This window comes from Atopobium fossor DSM 15642 (assembly GCF_000483125.1).
In the GTDB taxonomy this organism is placed as follows: Bacteria; Actinomycetota; Coriobacteriia; order Coriobacteriales; family Atopobiaceae; genus Atopobium; species Atopobium fossor.
This window is the reverse complement of record NZ_KI519553.1, coordinates 532,761-556,575: the sequence shown is the minus strand read 5'-3', so window position 1 is coordinate 556,575 and position 23,815 is coordinate 532,761. Positions and strand designations below refer to the sequence as shown.

The window sequence follows — 23,815 nt, the reverse complement described above, 5'->3', positions numbered from 1 at the left end:
GAATTAAATCCCTTCAGTAGAACCCACAAGTGCCTCGCAGAACTGCTGAGGATCAAATACTTGCAAATCTTCAATGCCCTCGCCCACACCAATGCGATAAATAGGCAGCTTAAGCTGATTAGAAATAGCAACCGCAATACCACCTTTTGCAGTACCATCCAGCTTAGTGACAATAAGACCGTCAATGTCCAAGGCCTCATTAAACTCTTTAGCCTGAGACAGACCATTCTGACCCGTTGTGGAATCAATTACTAACACAACCGTCACAGGCATATTTGCACGCTTGCGCGTCACGTTAACTACCTTAGCCAACTCGCGCATGAGATCAGAAGAGGTGTGCAGGCGGCCTGCTGTATCGATAAGCACGAGTGAAGCATTGGTTTTCTCGACCTGTTCCAAAACGTCATAGCATACACTTGCAGGATCTGCACCGCGCTCACGAGTAATTACCGGTACATCTGCGCGTTTGCCCCATACCTCAAGCTGCTCGATTGCAGCAGCGCGAAAAGTATCTGCGCCACCGATAAGTACCTGCACACCGTCAGACTTTGCCTTACCAGCCAGCTTACCTACCGTAGTGGTCTTGCCGGCACCATTAATACCTACAAATAGCACGCAGCTTGGTAGGCTGGTAAAAGGATCATGCTGAACTTTTGGAAAAGTTGCTGCAAGCTTGGCAGCTAGAGCACGACGAAGTGAAGAAGCGGTACGTAAGTTTTCCTTAGCGGCCTGTTCACGTAGATCATCGGTTACACGTAGAGCAACCTCTGCACCAATATCACCCATAACAAGCGTATCTTCTAGGTCCTCCCAAAAGGTCTCGTCAACTTCGCCACCCAAATAAAAGAGTTCGCTTAAAGCCTCTCGCGAACGAGAAAGACCTTCTCGTAAACGGTCTGCAATGCCCATTTAGGCGTCAACCACCTTTCCAGTTGCATGATCTAAGCGCTGCGATACAACATGACTTACACCGTCTGCTTGCATGGATACACCATACAGTACATCGGCCTGCTCCATGGTACGGCGCTGGTGAGAAATTACAATAAGCTGAGTAGACTCTTTAAGCTGCTCAATAGCACCTAACAGTTTATCGAGGTTTGAATCGTCTAAGGCAGCCTCTACCTCATCAAATACATAAAAAGGAACGGTACGTGTACGATAGACTGCAAACAGCAATGCAAGTGCCGTAAGTGACTTTTCGCCACCGCTCATAAGCATCATCTTGGTAATACGCTTACCACGAGGTTGAGCAACAATTTCTATGCCTGTCTCGGATAAATGATCGGGATCGGTCATTTCTAGGTGAGCTTTACCCCCCGGGAAAAGCATTGAAAATATTTGTTGGAAGTTCTTATTAACCGTATCAAAAGTAACCAAGAACTGTTTACGCATTTTACGCTCAATAGCAGCTGTAATCTTTACAAGCGAAGTACGAGCAGCTTCCAAATCCTCTACCTGAGCACCAATATAGTCCGAACGCGTCTTGAGCTTGGTGTACTCATCCATAGCAACTTGGTTAACAGGACCAATATCTGCCAACTGACGCTTAAGAGATGCAAGCTCGCGCTCGTCCGCTTCACGATCCTCAGGCTCGGGAAGCTCCAAGGCCTCTTCTAACGAATGTGCTCCATCCGCTACGATAGCCTGGATTGCCTGTTGCACCTGCACCTCAAGCTTACCCATACTCACCTTAAGATCACCAGTATTTACCTGGATGTTCTCGTAAGCTTTTTGGGCTTCTGCAACCTGAGCACGAGCATCGTTAATGGTTTTCTTAAGAGACTCTGAGTCCGCCTCTGCCAAACTCGCACGATCTTGAAGCCTAGAAGCCCAGGTCATAGCAACTTCATGAATAGCAGAATAACGCTCATGCAATGGTTGTACGCGCAGACGCAGTACCTCAAGAGAACGCGCGCTATATTCCAGTGAGCTATGACGACTTTCCAAACCATGCAAACGACGCTCAAGCTCTGTTACGCTGTTTTCTAAATGACGTTTGCGCTCACGCACCGTAGCCAGCTGCAAGCGTGCGTCAGATAATTGGGCTGCCAACTGAGCCTCATGTGTGGAAAGTTCCTCACGAGACTCAACAACTTCTTGTAGTTTCTGCGCAATGGAATCTGCCTCTTGTGCAGCCTGCTGAGCCTTGGACTTATGTTCATCCAACTGAGGTTGAGCCTCACGAGCGCGCTCTCCTACTTCCTCACGACGCTTAGAAACCTGCACATATTCGTTTTGTGTTTGGTCACGCTGACCCTGAAGGCGACCCAATTCAGAAGACACACTGGAGAGCTCACCTTTAAGTAATGCCAAATTGCTCTTAGAACTATCCAGTTCTTCCCTTGAAGAACTCAAAGATGCTTGTGCCTGTTCTACTGCACCATGAGCCTGGGTAAGAGCCGCTTGTAAGCCTTCCATACCAGCCCGTAGCTTACGCATAGAACGCTTGCGCTCCAGTGAACCAGTCTCACTCGAAGCGGTTGTGCCTACCAACACACGGCCATCCGTAAACACGCATGTACCTTCCAATGTGGCATATACCAGTTGCGGATTGTGCTTATGAGCCCGTAATGCTTGAGCTGCATTAGGGCAAACGCATACATTACCTAAAAGAGCAGCTACTAAAGCCTGAGCACCCGGCGCAATGGTTAGTTGGTCCAACAGCATTGTTCCATCTACTGCACGTGCAGACAGAGACTTTGTTTGCTGCTGAGCAACAGCACATGCCTCTGTAAAATCCGTACTTACAAGAGTTGCATGGCCATCATGAGAAGCATCTTGAAGTGCTTGAGTAAGTAGTGTGTTCAAATCTTTTTCGGCAGAGGTAACCAAAGCGGAAATATCATCACAAAGCAGGCGCTCCACCAAAGGCTCAAGCTCTTGAGGTGCTTCGATGTAATCACTAAGACGACCGTTAATTAAAGATGCAGTCTGCTCATTTTTGAGCAAGCGTGCTACTAGGGGATTTGCATGAGTACTGGCTCGTTCCACAGCGTCCAGAGCATTAAGAGATGCCTTAGCCTCACCAAGAGCTTGGCGGGCAGTTTCTTCTGCAGCGGTAGCCTCAATGAGTTGCTGCTTTTTTGTTTCAATACTAGAAGTGGCCTTACGTATGCCCTCTTCTAGCTGAGCAATAGAATCTGTGAGTTCTTGCTTCTTCGCTGTACGCTCTCCAAGAGCCTCATTGCAAATTGCAATGGTCTCATCAAGCTGAGAAAGACGACTCACAAACATAGAGTCCTCAAGCTCAGCATTAGAAACCTGTTCTTTTAGACGTGCATAAGACAAGGTTTCCTGGTCACTTATACGCTGGGCAGCGCGTTGCTCTGCGGTAAGTTGAGCAATTTTGCCATCAACCTCACGTAGCTCTTCTCGAGCAGACATAGCTTTAGGACCAAGCTCACTTACCTCTTGATCAAGTTGATTAAAACGAGCTGTAAGCTGGGCAAGTTCATCACGATTACGGTCTAAATCACGCGTCCGGTCTGCCTTTTGTTTTTCTAAGGAAGACAGATTCATACGCATATCAGAGAGCTTGGCAACCATGTTCTTGCCCTTCTCTTCCAACAAGCGCATGTCAGAATTAAGACGACCCAGCGCATCTTGCATACGGCGACGCTGATCTCCCAAGTCACCCACAAACAAGCCTTTTTGCTCAAGCATAGATTGTAATTTTTCGAGCTCTGCTTGCTTCTCATCCAAACGATAACGTGCAAGTTCTAACTCTGCATCAGACTCTTTGCTCTTAGAGCTAAGACTTGTCCACTCACGCTGTAATGCACGCAAATCATCTACAGCCAAAATACAAGATAGCTCGGATAAACGTCCCTGCAAGTCATTGGCACGTTTTGCCTTATCTACCTGACGCTCAAGAGGGCGTAATTGCCGATTAATCTCTCGTGCAATATCCTTGGCACGATGAAGATTTTCGTCCATGCTTTTAAGCTTACGTTGTGAGCGTTCCTTACGGCGGCGGTGCTTGGAAATACCAGCCGCTTCTTCAATAAGTTCACGACGCTCTTCAGGACGACTTTGTAAAATAGCATCAAGTTTGCCCTGAGAAATAATGGAGTGGGTATCCTTACCCAAACCTGAGTCATGGAGTACATCCTGAATATCCATGAGGCGTGCAGGCGCGCCATTAATAAGATACTCAGACTCACCAGAACGATACATACGGCGAGTAATACCCACCTCATTAAAGTCCACAGGAATGATGTGATCGGAGTTGTCTAATACCAACGTAACCTCAGCAACTCCAACGGGCTGGCGCGCACTGGAGCCACTAAAGATAACATCTTCCATTGCCTGACCACGCAGCATACGAGCGCTTTGCTCGCCTAGTACCCACAAAATAGCATCAGAAACATTAGACTTTCCAGAGCCATTAGGCCCAACAACAACAGTTAGACCGGGGTCATATACCATATGCGTTTTATCGGCAAAGGACTTGAAGCCCTTAAGCGTGAGCGACTTTAAATACACCTCGCGCTACCTTTCTTAAGGCTAAGCTATTACGAATTATCTGTATCGGTTATGCCCATGCGTTCTAATGCATCATGAGCTGCGGCGGTCTCTGCAGATTTTTTAGACGAGCCCGAACCACGACCAATACGGTTGCCATCAACCATAACAACTGCCACAAAAGTGGGCTCATGAGCAGGCCCCTCTTGCGAAACAATCCTGTATTCTGGCTGAACATGTTTATCACTTTGGATAACAGCCTGTAGGCGTGATTTTGAACTCACGGGCACTACCGACAAATCGCGCGATATATGCGGAGATAAGGTACGCTCAACAAAGCTGTGAGCAGCATCAAAACCAGCATCCAAATACAGGGCACCAACCAGTGCCTCATACACGTTTTCCAGCGCAGAATGCATGCCACGTGCACCTGTACCACGCTCTGACTCACCAAAAAAAATGCAATCAGAAAGCCCAAGTTCATCTGCAACACGGGAAAGGGTAACTCCAGAAACAAGGGCGATTTTCATCTGGGAAAGACCGCCTTCATCTATATCCGGGAATCGAGAAAACAAATCTGCTGCAACCATTCCACCTAAAATTGAGTCACCCAAAAACTCGAGGCGCTCATAGCTATCAGAAATAGGCTTGTTTTCCGTTGCAGAAGGATGTGTCAAAGCACTACGTACCAACATTTTGTTGGTAAATACATGCCCAACAATCTTCTCTGCAGCTTCGATTTGTTGCTTAGTTGCTCCAGCCACAACTACTGTGCATTCTCGATAGCATTAACCGCATCACCAACGCTATTGATGCTAACCAAAACCTCATCTTCAAGGGCTAGGTCAAACTCATCCTCAAAGGCTGTTACCAACTCAAGCTTATCAAAAGAATCTGCGTTGAGGTCATCAAAGGTGGTATCCTCATCCACACTATCCTCATCTGCTTCCAGTGTTTCACACACAAGTGCAATAACTTTCTCAAGAATAGCTGCGCGATCCATGAAAGTCCTCCCTCATAATTGCATGAGTAACACGCAAGATAACTGGTATTACCCAATGAATGAACTTGCAATGCTCACAAAAACATGAGCGTTTTACAACGCTTTAAATTGTAACCGTATTCAATGTTTTGTGCGCTGTTTGACCCCCGTTTGCATAGGGTCTCAAACAATCAGTACATGCATAAAAGCTTAGGCAACATCCTCAGCAATTTTGTTGCACAAATCTGCACGAATGCAACGAGCTGTAGCAAGCGTACCATTCATAACTGCTTCTGAGCTGGTGGCACCATGGCCAATAAGAACAGGAGCCTTAAGGCCCAATAAAATCGCACCGCCATTCTCGTCACCAGAAAGTGTACCTGCTACACGACGCAAAGCAGAAACAAGGAGTAAGGCACCCAACTTAGCCATAAATGACTGTTTGGTTGCCTGTTTAATGGCATGCATAAGGTACTTAGCGGTACCTTCCAAAGACTTAAGTGCTACATTACCCGTAAAGCCATCGCACACAATAACGTCTAAGCTGCCATTAAGAATATCGGTGCCTTCACAATTACCTACAAAACTACATGAGTTATCCTGTGCAAGGCCTTCACGCAATGCTGCATGGTATGCCAAGACGAGCTCAGAGCCCTTAGTATCCTCCTCGCCGTTAGACAAAAGACCAACACAAGCGTTAGTGGTTCCCAAGGTTATATGTGCATAGGCTGCGCCCATACGAGCAAATTGCACAATCATCTCTGGTCGAATATCTGCGTTGGCACCCATGTCCAAAAGCACGGTTTGATGGCCATCTTTACCAGGAAGAATAGCGCCAACCGCAGGACGTTTAATACCACGAATGCGTCCAATACCGAGCGTAGCAGCAGTAAGAATAGCGCCCGTAGAACCAGCGGAGAAAAATCCATCTGCGTCACCCGATTTTACTGCTGCGCAGCCACGAACAATACTGGAGTCTTTCTTAGCGCGCACAGCCTCTGCAGGATGTTCGTCCATACCAATTTCCTGCGTAGTAATCAGCGCACGTGCACGCTCATGAGTCTCACAAAAGGGAACAACATACTCTTTGCTACCAGCTACCAGTACAGTAAGGTCTTGATCACGCTTAAGTGCAGCAGCAATACCTTCCAATACTATCTCGGGTTTCTCGTCCCCACCCATTGCATCTACGCAAACTGTAATCATGCTTGTCCATCCCTAGATATGAAAAGGAGGCCGGCCCCTCAAAGAGCCAGCCTCCCAGGCCGTTCACATAGCAAGAGCTACTCGGTTACGATAACTTCGCGATCCTTGTAGTAGCCACAATTGGGGCACACGTGGTGCGGAAGCTTAACGGCACCGCACTGTGGGCACACAGAACGTGCTGGTGCGGCGAGCTTGCTGTTGGCGGAACGGCGAGTGTGCGTAGCGCCGCGGCCCTTTTTCTGTTTAGGTACTGCCATGGTTGCCTCTCTTACGTCCTTACGATATCGAGCCAACGCCCGTATCAAATCACAAATGCAGATAGTACCACATCATAGCCACAAAACGAGCGTTTTGTAAGGTCTATGTCGTTTTATCACATTTTAACGACTTTAATCATTAAGGTCGAGTGTGCCAAGAGCAGCAAAGGGACCTTCAAGTATTTGTTGCTCTTCTCTTGTAGCTGCACAGCCACAATCCTCTTCGTTGAGATTAGTGCCGCAGGTAGGACAAAGACCCTTACAGTCCTCGCGACACAACACAATATAGGGAGTTTCCATCAAAAGAGCCGCTAAAACAGCATCAGCTACATCGATTGTCTCGTCATCCGAAACCAAAGAGAAATCCACGCCTTCTTCTTCATCCGCTTCATCCTCATAAACTTTTTGGGGTTCTTCAAACAAGAAGTATTCATCTACTTCACCAGAAAGATCAAGATGCGCAGGATCTAAACATCTATCGCATACACCATCTGCCTGGGCTTTAACAATGCCGGTGACTAAAATTCCTTCACCCGCATTGGTAAGAACCAAGTCGTAATCAATGCCTTTAGGCAGCGTAAAGTCGTGATCTCCAAGCGAGAAACTCTTTTGATCTATATGACCATTTAAGGAAAGCATGTCGCCCGGGTTAGCCAGGCGATCATCTACCTTAACAATAAGTGCATCTAACTGACTCACGTTGACTACCAAGGTACATTGTTGGAAGTATTGCGTGCACCAGAATTCTCATCCAATGTCTGACGTACGCGTGAAACTGTGCTCGTAAGAGACTTGAGATTCTCTTCCAAGTGAGCAAGTACAGACTCTGCATACTCTTCTGCGTTGTAACGAGTATCTCGCTCATATTGCTGAGCCTGATCACGAATGTCATCTGCTTGCTGTTGAGCGAGACGTACAATCTCTTGATCACCGGCAAGAATCATTGCCTGCTGCTGAGCATCTGCGATGATGGAATCAGCCTGCTGCTGAGCACGAGACAAAATCTCATCCTCTTCTTTAAGGATACGACGAGCATTTTGGAATTCTTCTGGGAAACGAGCACGAATCTCGTCCAGAATCTCAAACACGTCACCAGAATCAATGATTTTTTTCTGGCCGCCACCAGCAAAGGGTACACGTGCGTCTGCAACAATTCCTTCAAGCTCGTCTACCAAGCTCTCGATTTCCTCACCTGGCTGCATATAAGGGTCTCCTTTCGTGAGGATATGCTGTTCTGGTACCCCAAAGAGGCGCCCAGGCCATAAACTTGCATTCTAAATGAGCAAAGTATACAGGTTTTTGCAAGTACGCGCCAACTACCACGTGCTATACACATGCTTAACGGTACATTATTTAACAAAACTATTTATTAAAGCGCTCGTGTAATTTTTGCTCGACACTTGGTGGAACCAATAAATGTACGTCCGAACCAAAAGCAGCCAGCTCTCGTACTACCGAAGACGAGATACAACCCAGCTCGGGACTGGACATAACAAAGATGCTCTCGATATCTGGTGCAAGGCGTGCATTTAAGTCTGCTTGCTGCAGTTCGTACTCAAAATCCGTAGTTGCACGAAGGCCTTTTACCACACCACCAGCACCCACCTCGTGACAAAAATCAACAAGAAGCCCCGTAAGAGGTGCCACATCTACCCCATCTTCAATCCAGGCTTCTTGCAAAGCATCACGTACCATTTGGACACGCTCCTGCATGGTAAAGACCGGACCTGTGCCATTTTTGCCTACGGATGCTGCAACCGCAACGGTTACACGTGCACAGAACCTACGGGCACGCCTAATAACGTCAAGATGTCCGTACGTTACAGGGTCAAACGTACCAGGCACAACAATATGAGCAATAAAGTCATTCTCTGTTTGAGAATTAGTCTGAGTATTATTCATACAAGCACTCCACTCGTAGCAAATCAACACAGGTAGTGCCATAACGTTTCTGCTTAATAATGCTGGCAAAATCTAATGAAAGCTCTGGCATCTTAGATGAACGCTCATACAAGAGTAATGCTTTGGGTGTCAGGGCACCGTGGACGTGCAGCGCAGCCAGCATGTGTGCCACGTGCTCACTCGTAATTGCATAGGGCGGATCCAATATCACCAAATCAAATGGATTTGTACCAAACACGGGGTTCTCGGCAAGCTTAAAGCTATCTGACCCAAGCACAGTAAAGCTCGTAGAGCCAGCTTGTACGTGCGCCAAATTCCTCTTAATAAGCTGCACCGTTTTGCGATCTACATCCACAAAAGTCACGTGAGAAGCTCCACGAGAAAGCATCTCTATGCCAAGTGCACCACAGCCAGCAAATGCATCCAATACCCGAACACCGCTCATATCCAAATCGAAGGCAGAAAGCACCATAGATGCAATAGACTCACGTACACGATCTGTGGTTGGACGCGTTACATTGCGCGCATCGGGTGCCTCAAGAGACTTACCACGCCACATTCCTCCAACTACCCTCACGAGCCTTCTACCTCCTCAAAATAAGCTCCAAACCTATCGCGCACTTCAAGTGCTAGGGTTGGATGAGCTGTTAAATCACTATCCGTTGCAAGTATGTCGCGCGCATCTTGCTGTGCATGTGCAGCCAGCTCTTCATCCTGTGCTAAGTCTACATATCGCAGGGTCACGCCACCACTTTGCCTAAAACCCAGTACTTCTCCCTCGTGACGTAAGCGCAAATCCATCTGGGAAAGCTCATAGCCATCGGTCGTAGCCTCTAATGCCGATAAGCGCCTACGAGCCACCGTACCTTTTTTTGCATGTGTCGAGAAAAACACTGAGCCCGAATACTTGCCTCGGCCTACACGTCCACGCAACTGATGCAACGTTGCCAAACCAAAACGCTCGGAATCATGCACCAATAACACTGTTGCGTTAGGTACATCCACACCAACTTCAATGACGGTAGTACTTACCAGTACATCAATAGCACCCGCACGAAAATCACTCATAACCTGATCTTTTTCCTGAGCCGACATACGACCTGTAAGCAAGGCTATACGCATATTGTGCAATATAGAACAAGATAATTCCTCGTATACCGCTTGAGCAGAATGTAAACGTGGCACTGCTGAATCTGCTTGCGGAGTATCATCTGCCATATCTGCACCATCATCCGTCTCGTCTATAAGTGGACAGACCACGTAAGCCTGATGGCCAGCCTCATGAGCTTCTCGGATAGCTCCATATGCAAGATCCAAATTCTGGTAAGCAAGTACCTGTGTTTGCACCCCAGCACCTTGTACAGGACGATGAGCAATACGACTAAGTTCCATATCTCCATATACAGAAAGTGCCAAGGTACGAGGAATGGGTGTTGCTGTCATGGACAACAAGTCTGCACCAATCCCCTTTTTGCGCAAGGCACTACGCTGCTCTACACCAAAACGATGCTGCTCATCAATAATAACCAAAGAGAGCTTGTTAAATACTACGTCTTGAGATAAGAGCGCTGTGGTACCAAACACCACAGAAATGTCCCCCGCTGCAAGTGCATGAGTGGCTTGCTCGCGTTGAATAGCAGGTGTGGAGCCCACAATGAGCGTCCACCCAATATGTGCAGCATCTAGAAGTGGACCGAGTTTATCGGCATACTGGCGAGCCAATACAGAAGTGGGTGCCATCATAGCAGCTTGAGTACCAGAATCTGCCACTGCTGCAAGAGCCATAGCAGCTACAGCCGTTTTACCTGTGCCAACATCGCCCAACAGCAAGCGATTCATGACCTGAGGAGCTGCCATATCAGCAAAGATTTCTTCTACAGCCATCTGCTGCTCGTGAGTAAGCGAGAAAGGCAGAGCGGCTTGAAGCGCACGTACATGCATACCAGTAACCACATGTGTGCATGGAGCAATATCTCGCAATGTTAAGCGTTTACGTGTTTGGAGCGCGAGTTGCAAGCAAAACAGCTCATCATATGCAAATCGTATACGCGCTGCAGCCGCGCTCGACAGATTGGACGGAAAATGAATTTCACGCAGTGCGCGAGCAAAGCTCATCAAACCCCGCGAGGCCACAAACCTTGCAGGAAGATAGTCATACACATTACCACGATCTGCCAAAGCTGCGGATATAATACGGCGCATCCAAGCAACACTAAGGCCTTCGCTTACATGATGCACGGGTAAGATACGTGAGTAGTCACTTTGCTCACCCGCCGAGGCAAGCACTTCATAAAAAGGAGCCTTAATTTGCTTAAATCCATAAGCAAAGGTAATTTTGCCAGAAAGAGCAAGAACGTCACCTTCATGCACCTGTTCAGCCACCCAAGGTTGCTTAAAAAACGTGGCTATAATAACGCCTGTATCATCCATAACAGACAGCTCTACCACGCTCATACGTGGACGAGGACGCTTGGATACAATCTTATCAACCACGCCAACCACCGTAGCAGTGGTGCCTACATCTGCATGAGCAATAGCAACTTTATTGGAAAAGTCTACATAGCGATGAGGTGCAGCAAGCAAGAGATCACGCACGCGTGTAATACCAAGGCGTGTCAGAACTTCTGCGCGGGCCTCAGACACATAGCGCAAACGTGATACCGCATCAGATAATGCAAGGGTGCACCCCATGCGGTCGGATACATCAGCAACCGCAGGTACACCCTTGTGTGAAATATCAAGCGAAGACAAGAAACGTTCAAACTACTCTGATTTTCTCGACTATTCAATCGAGAAAATAACGGGATACAAAGGCTGGCCTCCACGCTGGGAATCAATCTCTAGATCAGGCTGAGCCTGCTCAATGGCGGCACACAAAGCTTCAAAGTCCTCATCAGACATGTCACTGCCAGCAAGAATAGTAAGGGTATCACCCTCCTGTTTTTCTTGCATGCGGTTGATAATATCCAATGTAACCTCGGCTACATTGTTGCCTACAGCCTCAATAACACCCTGGACAATACCCAGTACATCACCGTTATGGATAGGAGTGCCATCTGCTGCTGCAGAATCACGAACGGCAGTGGTAACTTCACCATCGCGAACAGCAGCAATAGCCTCAGTCATAGCTTCCACGTTGTCCGTCAGTGAGGCATCAGGATCCACAGAAAACATAGCAGCAAAAGCCTGAGGAACTGTTTTGGTAGGAACAACACCAACGGTTCCCTCATCAAAGGAACCAGATGCGGCTTCTGCAGTCATGCGGATGTTGGAGTTATTGGGAAGAACAATAACCTTATCGGCATTGACCTTGTTTATTGCAGTAATAATATCTGCGGTACTGGGATTCATTGTCTGACCACCAGAAACAACGACATCTACGCCAAGGGATTTAAGAATATCTGCCTCGCCATCACCAGCGGCTACTGCTACAAAACCAAGCTCTTTGTGAGGAAGTGCTGTCTCTTCTTCTTGGACCGATTGTTGGTCGGATGCAATCTTTTCGGTGCGCTCCTGAGCCTCAAGGTCCATGTTGTGAATAAACACATTAAATACCTGACCATATTGAAGCATGTACTTTAGCACTTGGTCTGGATTATTGGAATGAACATGTACCTTATAGGTAGGGTTATCACCCACCAAAAGCTCACAGTCACCCATGGTAGACAAAAACTTAAGGGCTGCATCTTCATCAAAAGAATCATCATTTGCCTGGAATAAGAACTCGTTACAGTAACGAAACTCCGAGCCCTCCCAGTCATCATTAAGCTCAATGGCTACCTTAGCACTTACGTGAGCCTTAGCTTCATCATCCGAAACAATAGTTGGTGAGAAATCCAGTGTTGTATCGTTGTCCAAAGCACAGTTAACAAAAGCTTCCATAAATGTAGCAAAACCAAAAGCACCAGAGTCCACAACACCATTCTCTTTAAGAACAGGGAGTAAATCTGGTGTGCGTGCTACGGATTCATAGGCTTCTACCACCAGTGCGGTGAGGGTATTTTCTACGGACATCTTGGTGGCAGCACACTCTGATGCCTTGGTGGTTACATCACGCAAAACGGTAAGGATGGTACCCTCTACCGGCTTACGGACTGCCTGGAAAGCAACCTTTTGGCCACGCTGAAATGCACGAGCAATATCAGCAGAGCTGAGGTTATTCTCGTCAGCTTCTACCAAACCCTCGGCAACGCCGCGCAAAATCTGAGATGTAATAACACCGGAATTACCACGAGCACCCATCAAAGAGCCATGCGTGATGGCCTTTGCAATAGCAGCCATATCAGAATCTGCGGGAAGCGCATTAAGCTCGCCTACTACAGTCCCCAATGTAAGAGACATATTAGTTCCAGTATCACCATCAGGCACAGGGAAAACATTGAGCTTATTAATGTCCTCGGCCTTGGTAGCAACTACTTGTGCAGCAACAGGAAAGCATTTCCTAACGACGGAAGAAATCATGTGTTAGATCCTCGGTTCTATAAACGGTCTTACGCTGGAGCTGTACTAGTGAGTACGCATACCCTCGATGTGAACAGTGACAAGTACGTTATCTATCTCAGCGATTTTCTTAATGAGAAACGCCACATTATCTTTAAGATTGGCAGACACAGCAGACATATTGACGCCTTCTTCTACGATAACGTGCATATCAATAGTGAGTTGGCCATCCTTCTGATCTACATCAATACCCTTACGCAAACGGCTATTGGGGAGCAAGCGCGCTACACCTTCATTTGCATCAATAAAAGCCATACCCACGATGCCGTATGCTTCAAGTGCCGCATATCCCGCAAGGTCAGCGATGCAATCATTAGAAACCCTCAAGGTACCGGGTACGGAATTTGCCATGCCCTCTCCTCTCGATAAAAAACGCCAAATGCGTTGAAATATTTTCTCGCTTTACCATAGTAAAGTATAGACCACCGAGGGTTTTTGGTATCAAATGACAACGACTCATCACGCCGTTACCAATATTTTGCGGATGCCACTACGAAACCAACACATCATCAGGGTTTTTCTTTTTGCAAAATACCGTCTGTGTGCTAATATAATTCAGCTTTGTGTCATTGCGTGCACCTGCGCGTGCACTCCAACGGAGGTATTAACCATGTCGAAGGTATGTGAAGTTTGCGGTAAGCACGCCGTTGCTGGTCGCTCTATTAGCCACTCCCACCGCACTGTCAATCGTAAGTTTAAGCCAAACATTCAGTCTGTTAACGTTGTTGTTGATGGTCATCGCCAAAAGATGAACGTTTGCACTACCTGCCTTAAGTCTGGCAAGGTTGCTCGTTCATAACTCTAACTAACAGGTATTTGCAAGCCGTCCTTGAGGCGGCTTTTTTATTATGTCAGCACAAAGCGCTTATAGAACAAAAAGAGATGGTTTGAATATATTCAAACCATCTCTTAATCTTTGAGCATACAAATAGCTAAAAGCTTTACAAACTTATGCCCTAGCGCTTGCTGTTCCTTATTTTAATAACTAAGGCTACAACACAAATCACACCTGCTATTCCAGCCAAAAGGGCCACGGCAGAACCATTAAAGTCATCCCATGTTTTAGGTAGTACCGATATAGTGTGTGGCTGAATCTTGGACTTCTTAACAGGTTTCTTAGTGGGCTGGTTAGCTAGCTGAGGATTTTTCTTCCACTGTGCGTACAACACATTCTCGTGATCATTAATGGTGTCTACATAAATAGTTTCACCGTATTGCAGCGTAACACCCGTACCATCGGCAGCGGTGTTCCAACCTAAGAACGTATATCCATCTCGTACAGGATCTTGCTGTGCAATGACATATGCAGCATTCGCTTGCTCAATTTGAACGGTTGCCAAAATAGTATTACTACCATCATTTTGTGCATATACAAGTGACGTTGGACGACTGTCAGGATTGGCAACCGGTGCATAGTGAGCAGTAAGCACCACATCATGTTCAGGCATAATAAAGTTGTCATTAGGATAATAAATGGTGCCTTTGTCATCAGTCCAATGACTAAACTGTTCATGTGGTTTTGGAGCAACAACACCAGTAGGTGACTTTACCAGTACCGTAATGCCATTCACATACTCATTAGCATCAACAACTGAACCCACACCACCATTAAGGTTGTAACTAACGTTGTAATAGTTAGTAAGTTTTACCCACGAAGCCCTGTAAACAACTGACTGAGTAACCTCATCACCAAAGTGTACTGGACGTCCGTTTTGATCTACCCAACCAGCAAATACATAACCTGTACGCTCAGGTTTTGCAGGAACTTGAATTGTAGAACCTGCATCTATCGTCAGCTTTTTATCTGCATCTCCATTGTCATAGATAAAGGTGACATCAATCTTGGGTGCTTCCCACTTAGCATAGAGATCTAATTGCTTGGCAGGCATCGTGAGATTTGAGGCATCCTCTAGTGGCGTGGCTAAATCTTCATCAAGATACCAGCCCGCAAACACATAATACGAAGGCAGGTTTGCTGGACGATATTGATTCATATCTATAACAAGGTATGAATCAATAGGTGCAGTATATTTAACCTTCTCGGCAGGTTTAACAGGAGCCGCCTGGGAAAGCAAAGACTTAGAAGTGGTACCCGACGCATCAATATGACTACGTTCTACCTTTGCATGCACCAACTGCAAATCATATTCATTAAGCTTGCGATACAAATAGACAGCCTTCTTTCCACGTAAGCGGAACTTATCTTTAATGCCATCAACTTTTTGTGTTTGCCACAGCTCAACGCCGCCCTCGGTATAGCCACGACCAAACCATTGCAATTCGTCCCAATGCGCCGCAATATCTTCCTGAGTCTCATACACAGAGTCACTATAGGCAGCTAACACAAGGGTATAGCCTTCCGAAGGACTTATTGTTAAGGTTCCAGTTGCAGAGCTACTCGCCTTAGTTACAGAAACAGAATCAATCTTAGTATGTATACCCTCGTTAATTTGAAGCCCAGTAAAGCTGACACCTCGTTTAAGAGCGTACACACGCAGCTCATTATCACCGTGTGTGACCGTACTAAATGAAGCTCCATTAAGAACCGAGACACCACCACCAGCGTTGGTATATCCCCAAACCGTATTTCCTTCACCAGCAAGAGCAGGGTTAGGAACGGTATAACCATATTGCGTATAGCGAGTAAGCGCATAGCCGTTAAACTGCAGCTTCTTACCATCTTGCTCTAAAACAATGTCATTATCCACATCGCTTTTATCTTTGTAGTACTTAACAGTGAGTATACGAACATCAAAGCGAACATCTACAACACTAGAGCCATCAGCAGCAATTGTTATAGTTTTTGAAGAGTTTGTTGGATTAAAAATCGCATACTTACCATAACGAGTGCTGTAGTTTTTAAATTGCTCAGCAGTAACCTCACGTCCTGTCTCTCCTGTTTGTAGCTCAGTAGCAATCAAGCTATATGTTTTTTGTTCATCCGTAGCAGTAAGTGAATCGCTCGTATTTTGAATCCAATACCGTACGCGATATGACGTATTGGCACTTGGTTTCCACTGTGCAAATACCGTAGTAGGAGCAGAGATGGCTGTGTTAAATACAAAGGCATTGCCGTCTTTGTCAAACCAACCTACAAAATCATATCCAACCTTGGAAGGCTGCTGTGCAGGTTGTTGAGTCTTTTGCCCCTGTGCAATAAATTGAGCATCTACCGGACTTCCGCCGTTGGAATCAAAAGAAAGCCAGTTTCCTGTAGCAAATACAGGATAGAGGACAACATCTGCATGTTCCACAATACCAAGATCTGCATCAGGAGTAGCTGCATCCAGGTTACGCGACCAACCTAAAAACGATTGCTCTGCTTGTTTAGGCTTAGCAATAGAATCTAAACCTTGAGCGTTAATTGCATCCCCATCTTTATACAGTTGTGTAAAAAGAACCTTAGCATCATTGGAAGAATCGCTCATGTAGTAAACGCTATGGTCATGTGTAAGACGGGCATATACCTGCACTGTTACATCTTTGGTAAGAGCTGCCCCGTTAATTTCTTGAATGGTTTTCCCAAAAATATCGAGCTTCTCTCCATCAGTTGGCTTGGTATACCAACCCGCAATATATTGTGGATTTACGCCATGGATAGTAGGTTCGGTAACTTTTTCTCCATCAGAAAGCTTTTGGGTGGAAACAATTACATCTTTCCCCTCTTCATTGAGATAATGAAAGACGTATGTTTGCGTAAAGTGTGCTTCTGAAGTAGTTACCGTATAAATAGAAAAGTGATTTGCTTCAAACGACACCGTAGCATCGTTTTGAGAAGAACTTACCTGCTGGGCAGGATCAGTTAAGCTGTTTTGATGATAGACGCGCGTAGAAGAACTTTTGGCAAGAGCTTGATTAGTAATGCGTACCGCAATACTTGAATCTTGTGGCTCAAATACTGAGCCATTCATATCATAAATAGTAATATCATACGCATACAAAACTGTTTGCCCTGGAATAGAGGGGTGTACACGCTTTGCAACCACGCGGACATCCTGAGGCAAATATCCAGTCAAGGTAATAGTACTATCTGCAACGACGATTGTTTTTGTCTGATAAGCCAACAATGAGCTTGCATCAGACTTCTGCGTCTGGACAGGCTTGGATTCTGTACTTATAGCAGTTTGCTCGGGCTTCTCGGTAGCTTTTGCAGTATCTGGCTCTGTAGGAGGATCTATCAAATCGCTAGCGGTTGAAGATGGCTGCCCTTGCTGAGTGGATGCAGTATCCAAGGTTTGCTCTTGGACGACTTGCGCCTGTTCTTGTGTTTGTTCTTGTACAACATCTTGGTAGTCTTCCTGCGCCTGCTGAGCTGCATACGCTGTAGAAACATGTGGTACTACCAAAGAACTTGCTAAAAGAAAACTCAGAGACACGCGAGCAAATACGCTCAAACGTGATGGACGTAATACAGATGGTGTATGAGACATTATTTACATTCTCTCCCAAACTTTTAAAAATATTTTTAAACGTTAGGAGAAATTTTACCCATACACCTGTACATTCATACTTTTTATGTAATAACATCACATATGTATATCTCTTATACGGCATGCAAAAAAGCAGCCACAACACCGCTTGTGCACACAATGCTTGCCTCGGGAGTTTTCACACAATTAGACACTCCTCTGTCAAGTAATACCGGAAGCTCCAAGCACTCCACCTCCCACAAAAATCCCTTCTCGGAAATCATGGTATGCGGCGCTATGGCCACTGCCGAGAAACTCTGTCCTTGCGCATCATGCAACGTCCACGAAGACTGACCTTCTGGCGATAAAACCTTGCAGGTAAAACCATCTTCTACCAGAGTGGGGCGCAGCTGTGCATAATGTGCCATAACGCCGTACACACACAATGCATGATCAGGCTTGCCTCCCGTAGCACAACACAGCATAAGCTCAATTTGTACCTTATTGTCTTGTCCGTATGCAGCAGCAGACTTACACGCAAGGTCAAGATCTGTATAGTCTTTTTCTGGCGAGAAAATACGTGTAGGTACCTGGTTATCTTCTATCCAAGTACGAGCCTCAAACGAAACAGTATCTCCATCACCAACAAACAGGTTGGGTAGCACATGAGCACGTTTTAGCACGTTGGCACCACGATCAACAGCAATAACATAGTGAGCATTGTTAGCAAGCTCTCGCACTAGGTCCACAGAGCTGGATTCTGGAGAGCCAGCTACTAATAAAACTGTATGTATAGGCTGTTGTGTCATGGACTTCTCGCTCAATCTTCTCGCCAGAACTTCTTACTTGAATTTCCCACTTATCCAAATCAAGCTACTTTGAGCTATTGAGTTGGGTACGATTGCAAATCCATAAGGGATAAATCCTCGTAGATGTAGGTAAACTTGGTTGCATGGGCACGTAGGAAGGCTTCATCACGCAGGTCATGATTATTAAAGACACATACATTGGGAAAGCCCGCGCGCTCGGAGGTGGTCAAGCCAAAAGGAGCGTCCTCAAATACCCAAGTGGTCTCTTTAGTAGTACCAAGCTTTTCTAAGGCATAGTAATAAATATCAGGCTCAGTCTTGGTAAAATTCTTTTCTTCTGCACTCACAATATCTATAAAGTAGTCACGCAAACCCAAATGGTCCAAACACAGTGCAACTTCTTTAGCGCCGGTAGAAGTGCAAATAATCATAGGAATGCCAGCATCGCGCAATTGATTAAGAAAGGCTTGGGCATAAGGCCAAGCCTTAATCTCTGACGCGTAAGCATCACTAATGATTTTGGACAAATCACGAGCTAACACATCTACCGTGGCAGGAATGGCGAGGGCATTACGCAAGGTTTGGATTTCTTCATCCACACTCACAGCTTCGCATTCCTCCAAGATTTTCTCTATCTGAGGAGACATGGCAAAACCATGCTTAGCAAGCAGACGGGGAAATGCATTCCACCACATGGGCATAGAGTCCACCAAGGTACCGTCACAGTCAAAAATTGCACCGCTTATTGCCATACATGCTCCTCTATCGAATAAAAATGCGTGCAGGGTTCATGGTAAAGCCTTTTTGAGTACAATGTCGAGATGTTTTGGCACTCACTTTGGGTAAAGTAAGCAACGCAGTATTGTTTTGCATAATTTCGGAGGCTTTTTGTATGGCTCGTTATGACTATCGCTGCCCATCCTGCGGCACCACATTTGAGGTTGAGCATCCTATGTCGGAGCGACCGGAGATAGCATGCCCCAACTGTGGCAAAAAGGCCGAGAAACTTTTTGCAGCTAGTGGCATTAAGTTTGAAGGAACAGGTTTTTACAACACGGATCAGCGTAGTAAAAAATAGTTTTCTCTAGCCTTTATAAAACCTTTTACCTTGGCTTTTATACACATGCACCCTGCTTATGCAAGCAAGGTGCATTTTATTATGCATATCATACAAGCCATACAGACTGCTACCGATGCTGTATGACTTTAGAAAATAGAGTCATGTAATCCAGGTTCGGAAATGGAAGAGCCAAAGCTTCCATCACGATAAATACGCGTGACATATGAGGTGGTATTGTCTATGGAGCTCACTACAATGGAGTGCGTTTGAATAGAGCCATCAGAATTATGCTTGACACCCGCCAACATACTGCCATTTGTAATGCCTGTTGCAACAAAATGAATATCGTTAGTGCGGACCATCTCATCCATAGTAATAGCTTGATCGATATCAAAATCACAAGCAGCAGCCACCGCCTCACGCTCCCCTTCTTCTGTAAAGTGGAAGCGTGCTTGGAAAAATCCACCAAGCGCCTTAAGACCTGCACACGCTAAGACGCCTTCTGGACCGCCGCCCTCTCCTAACATGAGATCTGCACCTGTATTGGGAATAGCTGTTGCAAGAGCAGCTTGAACATCACCATCATATACAAGCTTAACGCGCGCACCTGTTGCGCGAACACGCTCAATAAGCTGTGCATGGCGTGGACGGTCTAAGATACATACCATGACATCATGCACAGGCTTGCAAAGCGAACGTGCCACAGCAGCAATATTTTCTTCCGGCGTTTTATCAATCCCCACAGCTTCGGGATGAACCGCAGGTCCACAAGCAATTTTTGCCATACGTTTAACAGGAGCATTAAGCAGCGTAGAGCGAGGTGCAAACACAATGGCAGAAATCGCATTACGTTGATTGTTAGCAACCAAATTGGTGCCTTCAATTGGATCAACAACAATATCTAAGGAATCACCCCCACGTCCAAGCGTTTCACCTGCCACCAGCAGATCATCGTTTTTCTCGGCAGCTTGATCTTGGGGACCTTCCGTAAGAGGACGCTGTCCAATGACCACGTGACCAGACATACTCATATCGCCCAAACCGTGGCGAACTGCCTTCATTGCAGCATTATTAGCAGATACTTTATCTGCATGACCGGCCCATTTAGATGCCTCAATTGCTGTTGCTTCGCACACACGCTGAAAATTAGAAATTAAACTTTGTCGCACAGTTACACCCCTCACGTTTATCGTGCCGTGTTCACTATGCTTGCAGCGTAACTAACTTACACAAGTGCTAGGCGCGTCTCACAAAACGTGCGCAAAAATGACCGTCGAACGACCCTGTTTGCGGGTGTGAACGGAACATGCCCTCATCTGTTACACAACTGGAAAGAAGTTCATATGCCCGCGGGTTTTGCTGTGCAAGCATGCAAACTGCAGGAGCATCCAGAGCTGACACAAGTTCAAAATGCTGCCCAATTTTGGTTTGTAAAAAGGCTTGTACAACATCTTCATTTTCTTGTTTGAGCACCGAGCACGTGGAATACACCAGTGCACCATCTTTTTGTACACGACTTGCTGCCGATACAAGCATGCGAAGCTGGATGGCAGGAATAGCATGTACGCCTTTAGTCTGTAATGCTTCTGGTACAAGAGTCCACGCAATTTCTGGATGACGACGCATAGTACCCGTGCCAGAGCAGGGAGCATCTACAAATACCACATCAAAATTACGACGTAGTGGTTTAGGCAAGGTATTGCTGGGATAGAACAAGTCCTCATCTTGTATACAATCCCCCAGCATACAGGCATCATATGCAAGAGACTGACAATACGAACTCCAACCTGCTTCAAGACGACGCGTAGCAATAGCAGTCTTAAAGGGAGATATATCCACACCAACCAACTGTGCTGGTGCGCCCATTTGCAAAGCAATCTCTTCAAGCAAGATGGACTTAGTGGCTCTACCCTGCCCAATTTCAAGAATTGTAGAGCGAGGCTGTGGAGACGCAATATAGCAAATCATACGAGGAGCAAGATCGCTCACAACTACATCTGCATGCTTAACCAGCAAAGATGAGGTTAACGCAGCGGTATTTTTTGCACGCCACACAGCTGGAAACACCGTATGTTCTAGCTTGATACCTTCGTTGGTGAGAAGTTCTTGCACGTGTTGTTGTGTATGCTTGCCACTATTAGCAGACACCCACACATGTGCGGGCTCATGAGCGCACAGCGCCATATCACAAACAGCATGAAGCCCCATAGAATCCACGAGCTGCCGCACTAACCACTTGGGAGCTGCCATAACAAGCGTAAGGTCTTCAATGGTTGGCAGTGTTTTTGTTTGTGCTGCTTGACGTGCTGCAACAAGACGAGCCACCTCTTGGTCTGCCACACGATGCAAGATTGCATTAACCATAGCTGCTGCACGGGGTACAACGCCGCGTGCTAGTTCAACACCCTGATTAACAGCAGTATGTGCCGGAGTTTGTAAGTAGCAAAGCTCATAGCAGGCAACACGCAAAGCATCACGCACCTGCGGTTGAATCTTAGAAGGCTTGATAGCATGACTGTTAATGAACGTATCAAGCATGCCAGAAGCAAGTGTTACACCTAACACTAGACGCTGCACAAAACCCACATCTCGTGCATCCATAGTGCGAAGATCTTTGCTCATGCGCAAGATATCACGTGCGTGTCCTTCTCGGCGGCGAACCTCTTGAAGTAATGAAAGAGCAACTGTACGTGCAAGCGTGGCTTGACTGTGTTGCTGTCCTACAGCTTTTCCCACGTAAGTCCCTCACCGCGCAGACCAGCAGACCATGCCTGAGCGGGCATATCACGCTTACCATCAGGTCGTACTACCACAAGCTCAAGAAGGGCATCTGTACAAGTAAGATAGACATGACCGTGCTTCACAATAACCTCTCCAGCAACCATGGTAGCTGTATTGTCTGCATCTACCACAAAGGCTTCTAACACACGCACACCCTTCTGAGCAATTACTACACGTGCAGGGGCAGTATCGGAAGAAGCTTGTACCAAAAGTGCATTTTGTACAGCAGACAGCTTAGGAGACAGCAGCATTTCCGTTTTGGAGACCTTGGAAGCATACGTAACTTGATCCTCATCCTGATCTTGCCAAACAGCGTTTCCATCTGCAATAGCATCTAACGCATGTATAAGCGTCTGGGCACCAAGAACAGCAAGGCGCTCAGTAAGCTCGGTGGTATTACTTGTACCAATCTCAAGATCTGCCTGAGCACAATAAGCACCAGCATCCAGCTCGTGTACCACACGCATGATGGACACACCCGCACGCCTATCTCCTGCCAAAATTGCACGTTGAATGGGTGCCGCACCACGCCAACGCGGCAGTGAGGATGCGTGCACATTAATACAATCAATAGCTGGAATGGCGAGCAGCTCATCGGGCAAAATGCAGCCATATGCAGCAACTACAATAATATCTGGACGAACCTGCTGTATAGCAGCAAGTGCCTCTGGTGTCATGCGAGCGGTTTCTAACACAGGCAAATCGAGCTCATATGCACGCGTTTTAACAGCGGAGGGCTCCAGCTTTTTGCCACGTTTACGTATCGCATCAGGGCGTGTTACTACAAGAGCAACCTCGTGCGCTGTAGCAACAGCTTCAAGCGACGGGACAGCAAAGTTGGGCGTACCCATAAATACAATACGCATGAGGCTCCAATCAGTACACGCTAGTCAATATCTGTATCACCAGGACGAGCGCCAGCAGCCAAGGCCTGCTCGTACTCACGCATAGCGGCAGCACGCTGCGTGATAGACAAATGATCCACCATAGTAATGCCATGCAAATGATCAATCTCATGCTGCAAACATATGGCAAGTAAGTTGCCTTCTGCCTCATATTCCATAAGCTCGCCATCCAAGTTAAGAGCGCGAACCACTACGTGAGAAGGACGCTCTACGGGAACGCTAATGCCTGGAAAACTTAAGCAACCCTCGTTGTAGACACTTAGAGCGCCATCGGCCTTAATAATTTCTGGGTTTATCAAAACATAGGGATTTGGTTTGTCTTCCGCATAATCTACGTCAATAACAACCATCTGGATGTTCTCGCCAATTTGTGGCGCAGCTAAACCACAGCCTTCAGCAGCATACATATCCTTAAGCATGCGCTTGGCGAGTTGTTTGATATTGGCATCAATATGCTCAATGGGAGCACATTCTTGCTTCAAGCGTGGATCTGGTGACAATACAATGTCATCGAGTGCACTCATGGTTTCTCCTTATGTC

Annotated in this window: 22 protein-coding genes; 2 read left to right on the top strand and 20 right to left on the bottom strand. The window is 46.5% G+C overall.

Features of this window, described 5'->3' with window-relative positions; translation table 11 throughout:
• Nucleotides 1-3: 3 nt before the first annotated feature.
• From ftsY to G469_RS0105270, 13 genes are all read right to left on the bottom strand, one after another.
• Nucleotides 4-909: a signal recognition particle-docking protein FtsY gene (gene ftsY / locus G469_RS0105330; RefSeq protein ID WP_028264165.1), complete on the bottom strand. Its 906-nt coding sequence runs from the start codon at nt 907-909 to the stop codon at nt 4-6.
• Nucleotides 910-4,485, bottom strand: a complete 3,576-nt coding sequence (gene smc, locus G469_RS0105325) for a chromosome segregation protein SMC (protein ID WP_028264164.1) — start codon at nt 4,483-4,485, stop codon at nt 910-912.
• A 29-nt stretch (nt 4,486-4,514) separates the two neighbouring features.
• A complete protein-coding gene (rnc, locus tag G469_RS0105320; RefSeq protein WP_028264163.1) occupies nt 4,515-5,228 on the bottom strand; it encodes a ribonuclease III in 714 nt (237 codons plus the stop codon).
• A gap of 2 nt (nt 5,229-5,230) precedes the next feature.
• Nucleotides 5,231-5,467 carry an acyl carrier protein gene (locus G469_RS0105315; protein ID WP_028264162.1) on the bottom strand — a complete coding sequence of 79 codons (237 nt, stop codon included), beginning with the start codon at nt 5,465-5,467 and terminating at the stop codon, nt 5,231-5,233.
• Nucleotides 5,468-5,656: 189 nt separating this feature from the next.
• Complete coding sequence (plsX, locus tag G469_RS0105310; protein WP_028264161.1) at nt 5,657-6,652, bottom strand: phosphate acyltransferase PlsX; 996 nt, start codon at nt 6,650-6,652, stop codon at nt 5,657-5,659.
• Nucleotides 6,653-6,729: 77 nt separating this feature from the next.
• The gene (rpmF, locus tag G469_RS0105305) at nt 6,730-6,909 is read right to left on the bottom strand and encodes a 50S ribosomal protein L32 (RefSeq protein ID WP_002563538.1); all 180 of its coding nucleotides are present in this window, start codon (nt 6,907-6,909) and stop codon (nt 6,730-6,732) included.
• 132 nt (nt 6,910-7,041) lie between these two features.
• Nucleotides 7,042-7,608, bottom strand: coding sequence for a YceD family protein (locus tag G469_RS0105300; protein ID WP_028264160.1), 567 nt, complete (start codon nt 7,606-7,608; stop codon nt 7,042-7,044).
• Between the two features lie 5 nt (nt 7,609-7,613).
• Nucleotides 7,614-8,111: an ATP synthase subunit B family protein gene (locus tag G469_RS0105295; RefSeq protein WP_028264159.1), complete on the bottom strand. Its 498-nt coding sequence runs from the start codon at nt 8,109-8,111 to the stop codon at nt 7,614-7,616.
• A 160-nt stretch (nt 8,112-8,271) separates the two neighbouring features.
• Nucleotides 8,272-8,811 carry a pantetheine-phosphate adenylyltransferase gene (coaD, locus tag G469_RS0105290; protein WP_051353786.1) on the bottom strand — a complete coding sequence of 180 codons (540 nt, stop codon included), beginning with the start codon at nt 8,809-8,811 and terminating at the stop codon, nt 8,272-8,274.
• On the bottom strand, nt 8,804-9,388 hold the full coding sequence (gene rsmD, locus G469_RS0105285; protein WP_028264157.1) for a 16S rRNA (guanine(966)-N(2))-methyltransferase RsmD: 585 nt from the start codon (nt 9,386-9,388) through the stop codon (nt 8,804-8,806). Before rsmD ends, coaD begins: the two co-directional genes overlap by 8 nt.
• The gene (gene recG, locus G469_RS0105280) at nt 9,385-11,502 is read right to left on the bottom strand and encodes an ATP-dependent DNA helicase RecG (RefSeq protein WP_051353841.1); all 2,118 of its coding nucleotides are present in this window, start codon (nt 11,500-11,502) and stop codon (nt 9,385-9,387) included. The genes rsmD and recG overlap by 4 nt, the downstream gene beginning before the upstream one ends.
• 90 nt (nt 11,503-11,592) lie before the next feature.
• Nucleotides 11,593-13,272 carry a DAK2 domain-containing protein gene (locus G469_RS0105275; protein ID WP_028264155.1) on the bottom strand — a complete coding sequence of 560 codons (1,680 nt, stop codon included), beginning with the start codon at nt 13,270-13,272 and terminating at the stop codon, nt 11,593-11,595.
• Between the two features lie 45 nt (nt 13,273-13,317).
• On the bottom strand, nt 13,318-13,662 hold the full coding sequence (locus tag G469_RS0105270) for an Asp23/Gls24 family envelope stress response protein (RefSeq protein ID WP_028264154.1): 345 nt from the start codon (nt 13,660-13,662) through the stop codon (nt 13,318-13,320).
• A 259-nt stretch (nt 13,663-13,921) separates the two neighbouring features.
• Here G469_RS0105270 and rpmB point away from each other — a divergent pair, with 259 nt between their 5' ends.
• Nucleotides 13,922-14,110 carry a 50S ribosomal protein L28 gene (gene rpmB / locus G469_RS0105265; protein ID WP_002563530.1) on the top strand — a complete coding sequence of 63 codons (189 nt, stop codon included), beginning with the start codon at nt 13,922-13,924 and terminating at the stop codon, nt 14,108-14,110.
• A 157-nt stretch (nt 14,111-14,267) separates the two neighbouring features.
• On the opposite strand, the gene G469_RS0105260 is transcribed toward rpmB, so the two are convergent.
• From G469_RS0105260 to G469_RS0105250, 3 genes are all read right to left on the bottom strand, one after another.
• Nucleotides 14,268-17,741, bottom strand: coding sequence for an InlB B-repeat-containing protein (locus G469_RS0105260; RefSeq protein WP_028264153.1), 3,474 nt, complete (start codon nt 17,739-17,741; stop codon nt 14,268-14,270).
• Between the two features lie 113 nt (nt 17,742-17,854).
• The gene (locus tag G469_RS08925) at nt 17,855-18,529 is read right to left on the bottom strand and encodes a thiamine diphosphokinase (protein ID WP_051353785.1); all 675 of its coding nucleotides are present in this window, start codon (nt 18,527-18,529) and stop codon (nt 17,855-17,857) included.
• 74 nt (nt 18,530-18,603) lie between these two features.
• On the bottom strand, nt 18,604-19,281 hold the full coding sequence (locus G469_RS0105250; protein ID WP_028264152.1) for an HAD family hydrolase: 678 nt from the start codon (nt 19,279-19,281) through the stop codon (nt 18,604-18,606).
• 140 nt (nt 19,282-19,421) lie between these two features.
• Here G469_RS0105250 and G469_RS0105245 point away from each other — a divergent pair, with 140 nt between their 5' ends.
• Nucleotides 19,422-19,607: an FmdB family zinc ribbon protein gene (locus G469_RS0105245; protein WP_028264151.1), complete on the top strand. Its 186-nt coding sequence runs from the start codon at nt 19,422-19,424 to the stop codon at nt 19,605-19,607.
• A 128-nt stretch (nt 19,608-19,735) separates the two neighbouring features.
• Here G469_RS0105245 and G469_RS08490 read toward each other — a convergent pair whose 3' ends face one another.
• From G469_RS08490 to def, 4 genes are all read right to left on the bottom strand, one after another.
• Entirely contained in the window at nt 19,736-20,758 is a 1,023-nt protein-coding gene (locus G469_RS08490) for a fructose-bisphosphatase class II family protein (RefSeq protein WP_051353784.1), read from the bottom strand.
• A gap of 67 nt (nt 20,759-20,825) precedes the next feature.
• Complete coding sequence (locus G469_RS0105235) at nt 20,826-22,325, bottom strand: RsmB/NOP family class I SAM-dependent RNA methyltransferase (protein ID WP_028264150.1); 1,500 nt, start codon at nt 22,323-22,325, stop codon at nt 20,826-20,828.
• Nucleotides 22,310-23,236 (bottom strand): methionyl-tRNA formyltransferase, encoded by a 927-nt coding sequence (gene fmt / locus G469_RS0105230; RefSeq protein WP_028264149.1) that lies wholly within the window; start codon nt 23,234-23,236, stop codon nt 22,310-22,312. Before fmt ends, G469_RS0105235 begins: the two co-directional genes overlap by 16 nt.
• Nucleotides 23,237-23,256: 20 nt before the next feature.
• Nucleotides 23,257-23,799, bottom strand: a complete 543-nt coding sequence (gene def / locus G469_RS0105225; RefSeq protein ID WP_028264148.1) for a peptide deformylase — start codon at nt 23,797-23,799, stop codon at nt 23,257-23,259.
• Nucleotides 23,800-23,815 lie beyond the last annotated feature (16 nt).

Excerpts from the sequence above, each read along its gene's own strand:
- coaD (WP_051353786.1), bottom strand. The coding sequence starts at position 8,811 with ATGAATAATACTCAGACTAATTCTCAAACAGAGAATGACTTTATTGCT.
- fmt (WP_028264149.1), bottom strand. The coding sequence starts at position 23,236 with ATGCGTATTGTATTTATGGGTACGCCCAACTTTGCTGTCCCGTCGCTT.
- G469_RS0105275 (WP_028264155.1), bottom strand. The coding sequence starts at position 13,272 with ATGATTTCTTCCGTCGTTAGGAAATGCTTTCCTGTTGCTGCACAAGTA.
- G469_RS0105250 (WP_028264152.1), bottom strand. The coding sequence starts at position 19,281 with ATGGCAATAAGCGGTGCAATTTTTGACTGTGACGGTACCTTGGTGGAC.
- G469_RS0105260 (WP_028264153.1), bottom strand. The coding sequence starts at position 17,741 with ATGTCTCATACACCATCTGTATTACGTCCATCACGTTTGAGCGTATTT.
- G469_RS0105270 (WP_028264154.1), bottom strand. The coding sequence starts at position 13,662 with ATGGCAAATTCCGTACCCGGTACCTTGAGGGTTTCTAATGATTGCATC.
- G469_RS0105315 (WP_028264162.1), bottom strand. The coding sequence starts at position 5,467 with ATGGATCGCGCAGCTATTCTTGAGAAAGTTATTGCACTTGTGTGTGAA.
- recG (WP_051353841.1), bottom strand. The coding sequence starts at position 11,502 with ATGGGGTGCACCCTTGCATTATCTGATGCGGTATCACGTTTGCGCTAT.
- G469_RS08925 (WP_051353785.1), bottom strand. The coding sequence starts at position 18,529 with ATGACACAACAGCCTATACATACAGTTTTATTAGTAGCTGGCTCTCCA.
- G469_RS0105295 (WP_028264159.1), bottom strand. The coding sequence starts at position 8,111 with ATGCAGCCAGGTGAGGAAATCGAGAGCTTGGTAGACGAGCTTGAAGGA.
- ftsY (WP_028264165.1), bottom strand. The coding sequence starts at position 909 with ATGGGCATTGCAGACCGTTTACGAGAAGGTCTTTCTCGTTCGCGAGAG.
- rpmF (WP_002563538.1), bottom strand. The coding sequence starts at position 6,909 with ATGGCAGTACCTAAACAGAAAAAGGGCCGCGGCGCTACGCACACTCGC.
- rpmB (WP_002563530.1), top strand. The coding sequence starts at position 13,922 with ATGTCGAAGGTATGTGAAGTTTGCGGTAAGCACGCCGTTGCTGGTCGC.
- def (WP_028264148.1), bottom strand. The coding sequence starts at position 23,799 with ATGAGTGCACTCGATGACATTGTATTGTCACCAGATCCACGCTTGAAG.
- G469_RS0105245 (WP_028264151.1), top strand. The coding sequence starts at position 19,422 with ATGGCTCGTTATGACTATCGCTGCCCATCCTGCGGCACCACATTTGAG.
- plsX (WP_028264161.1), bottom strand. The coding sequence starts at position 6,652 with ATGATTACAGTTTGCGTAGATGCAATGGGTGGGGACGAGAAACCCGAG.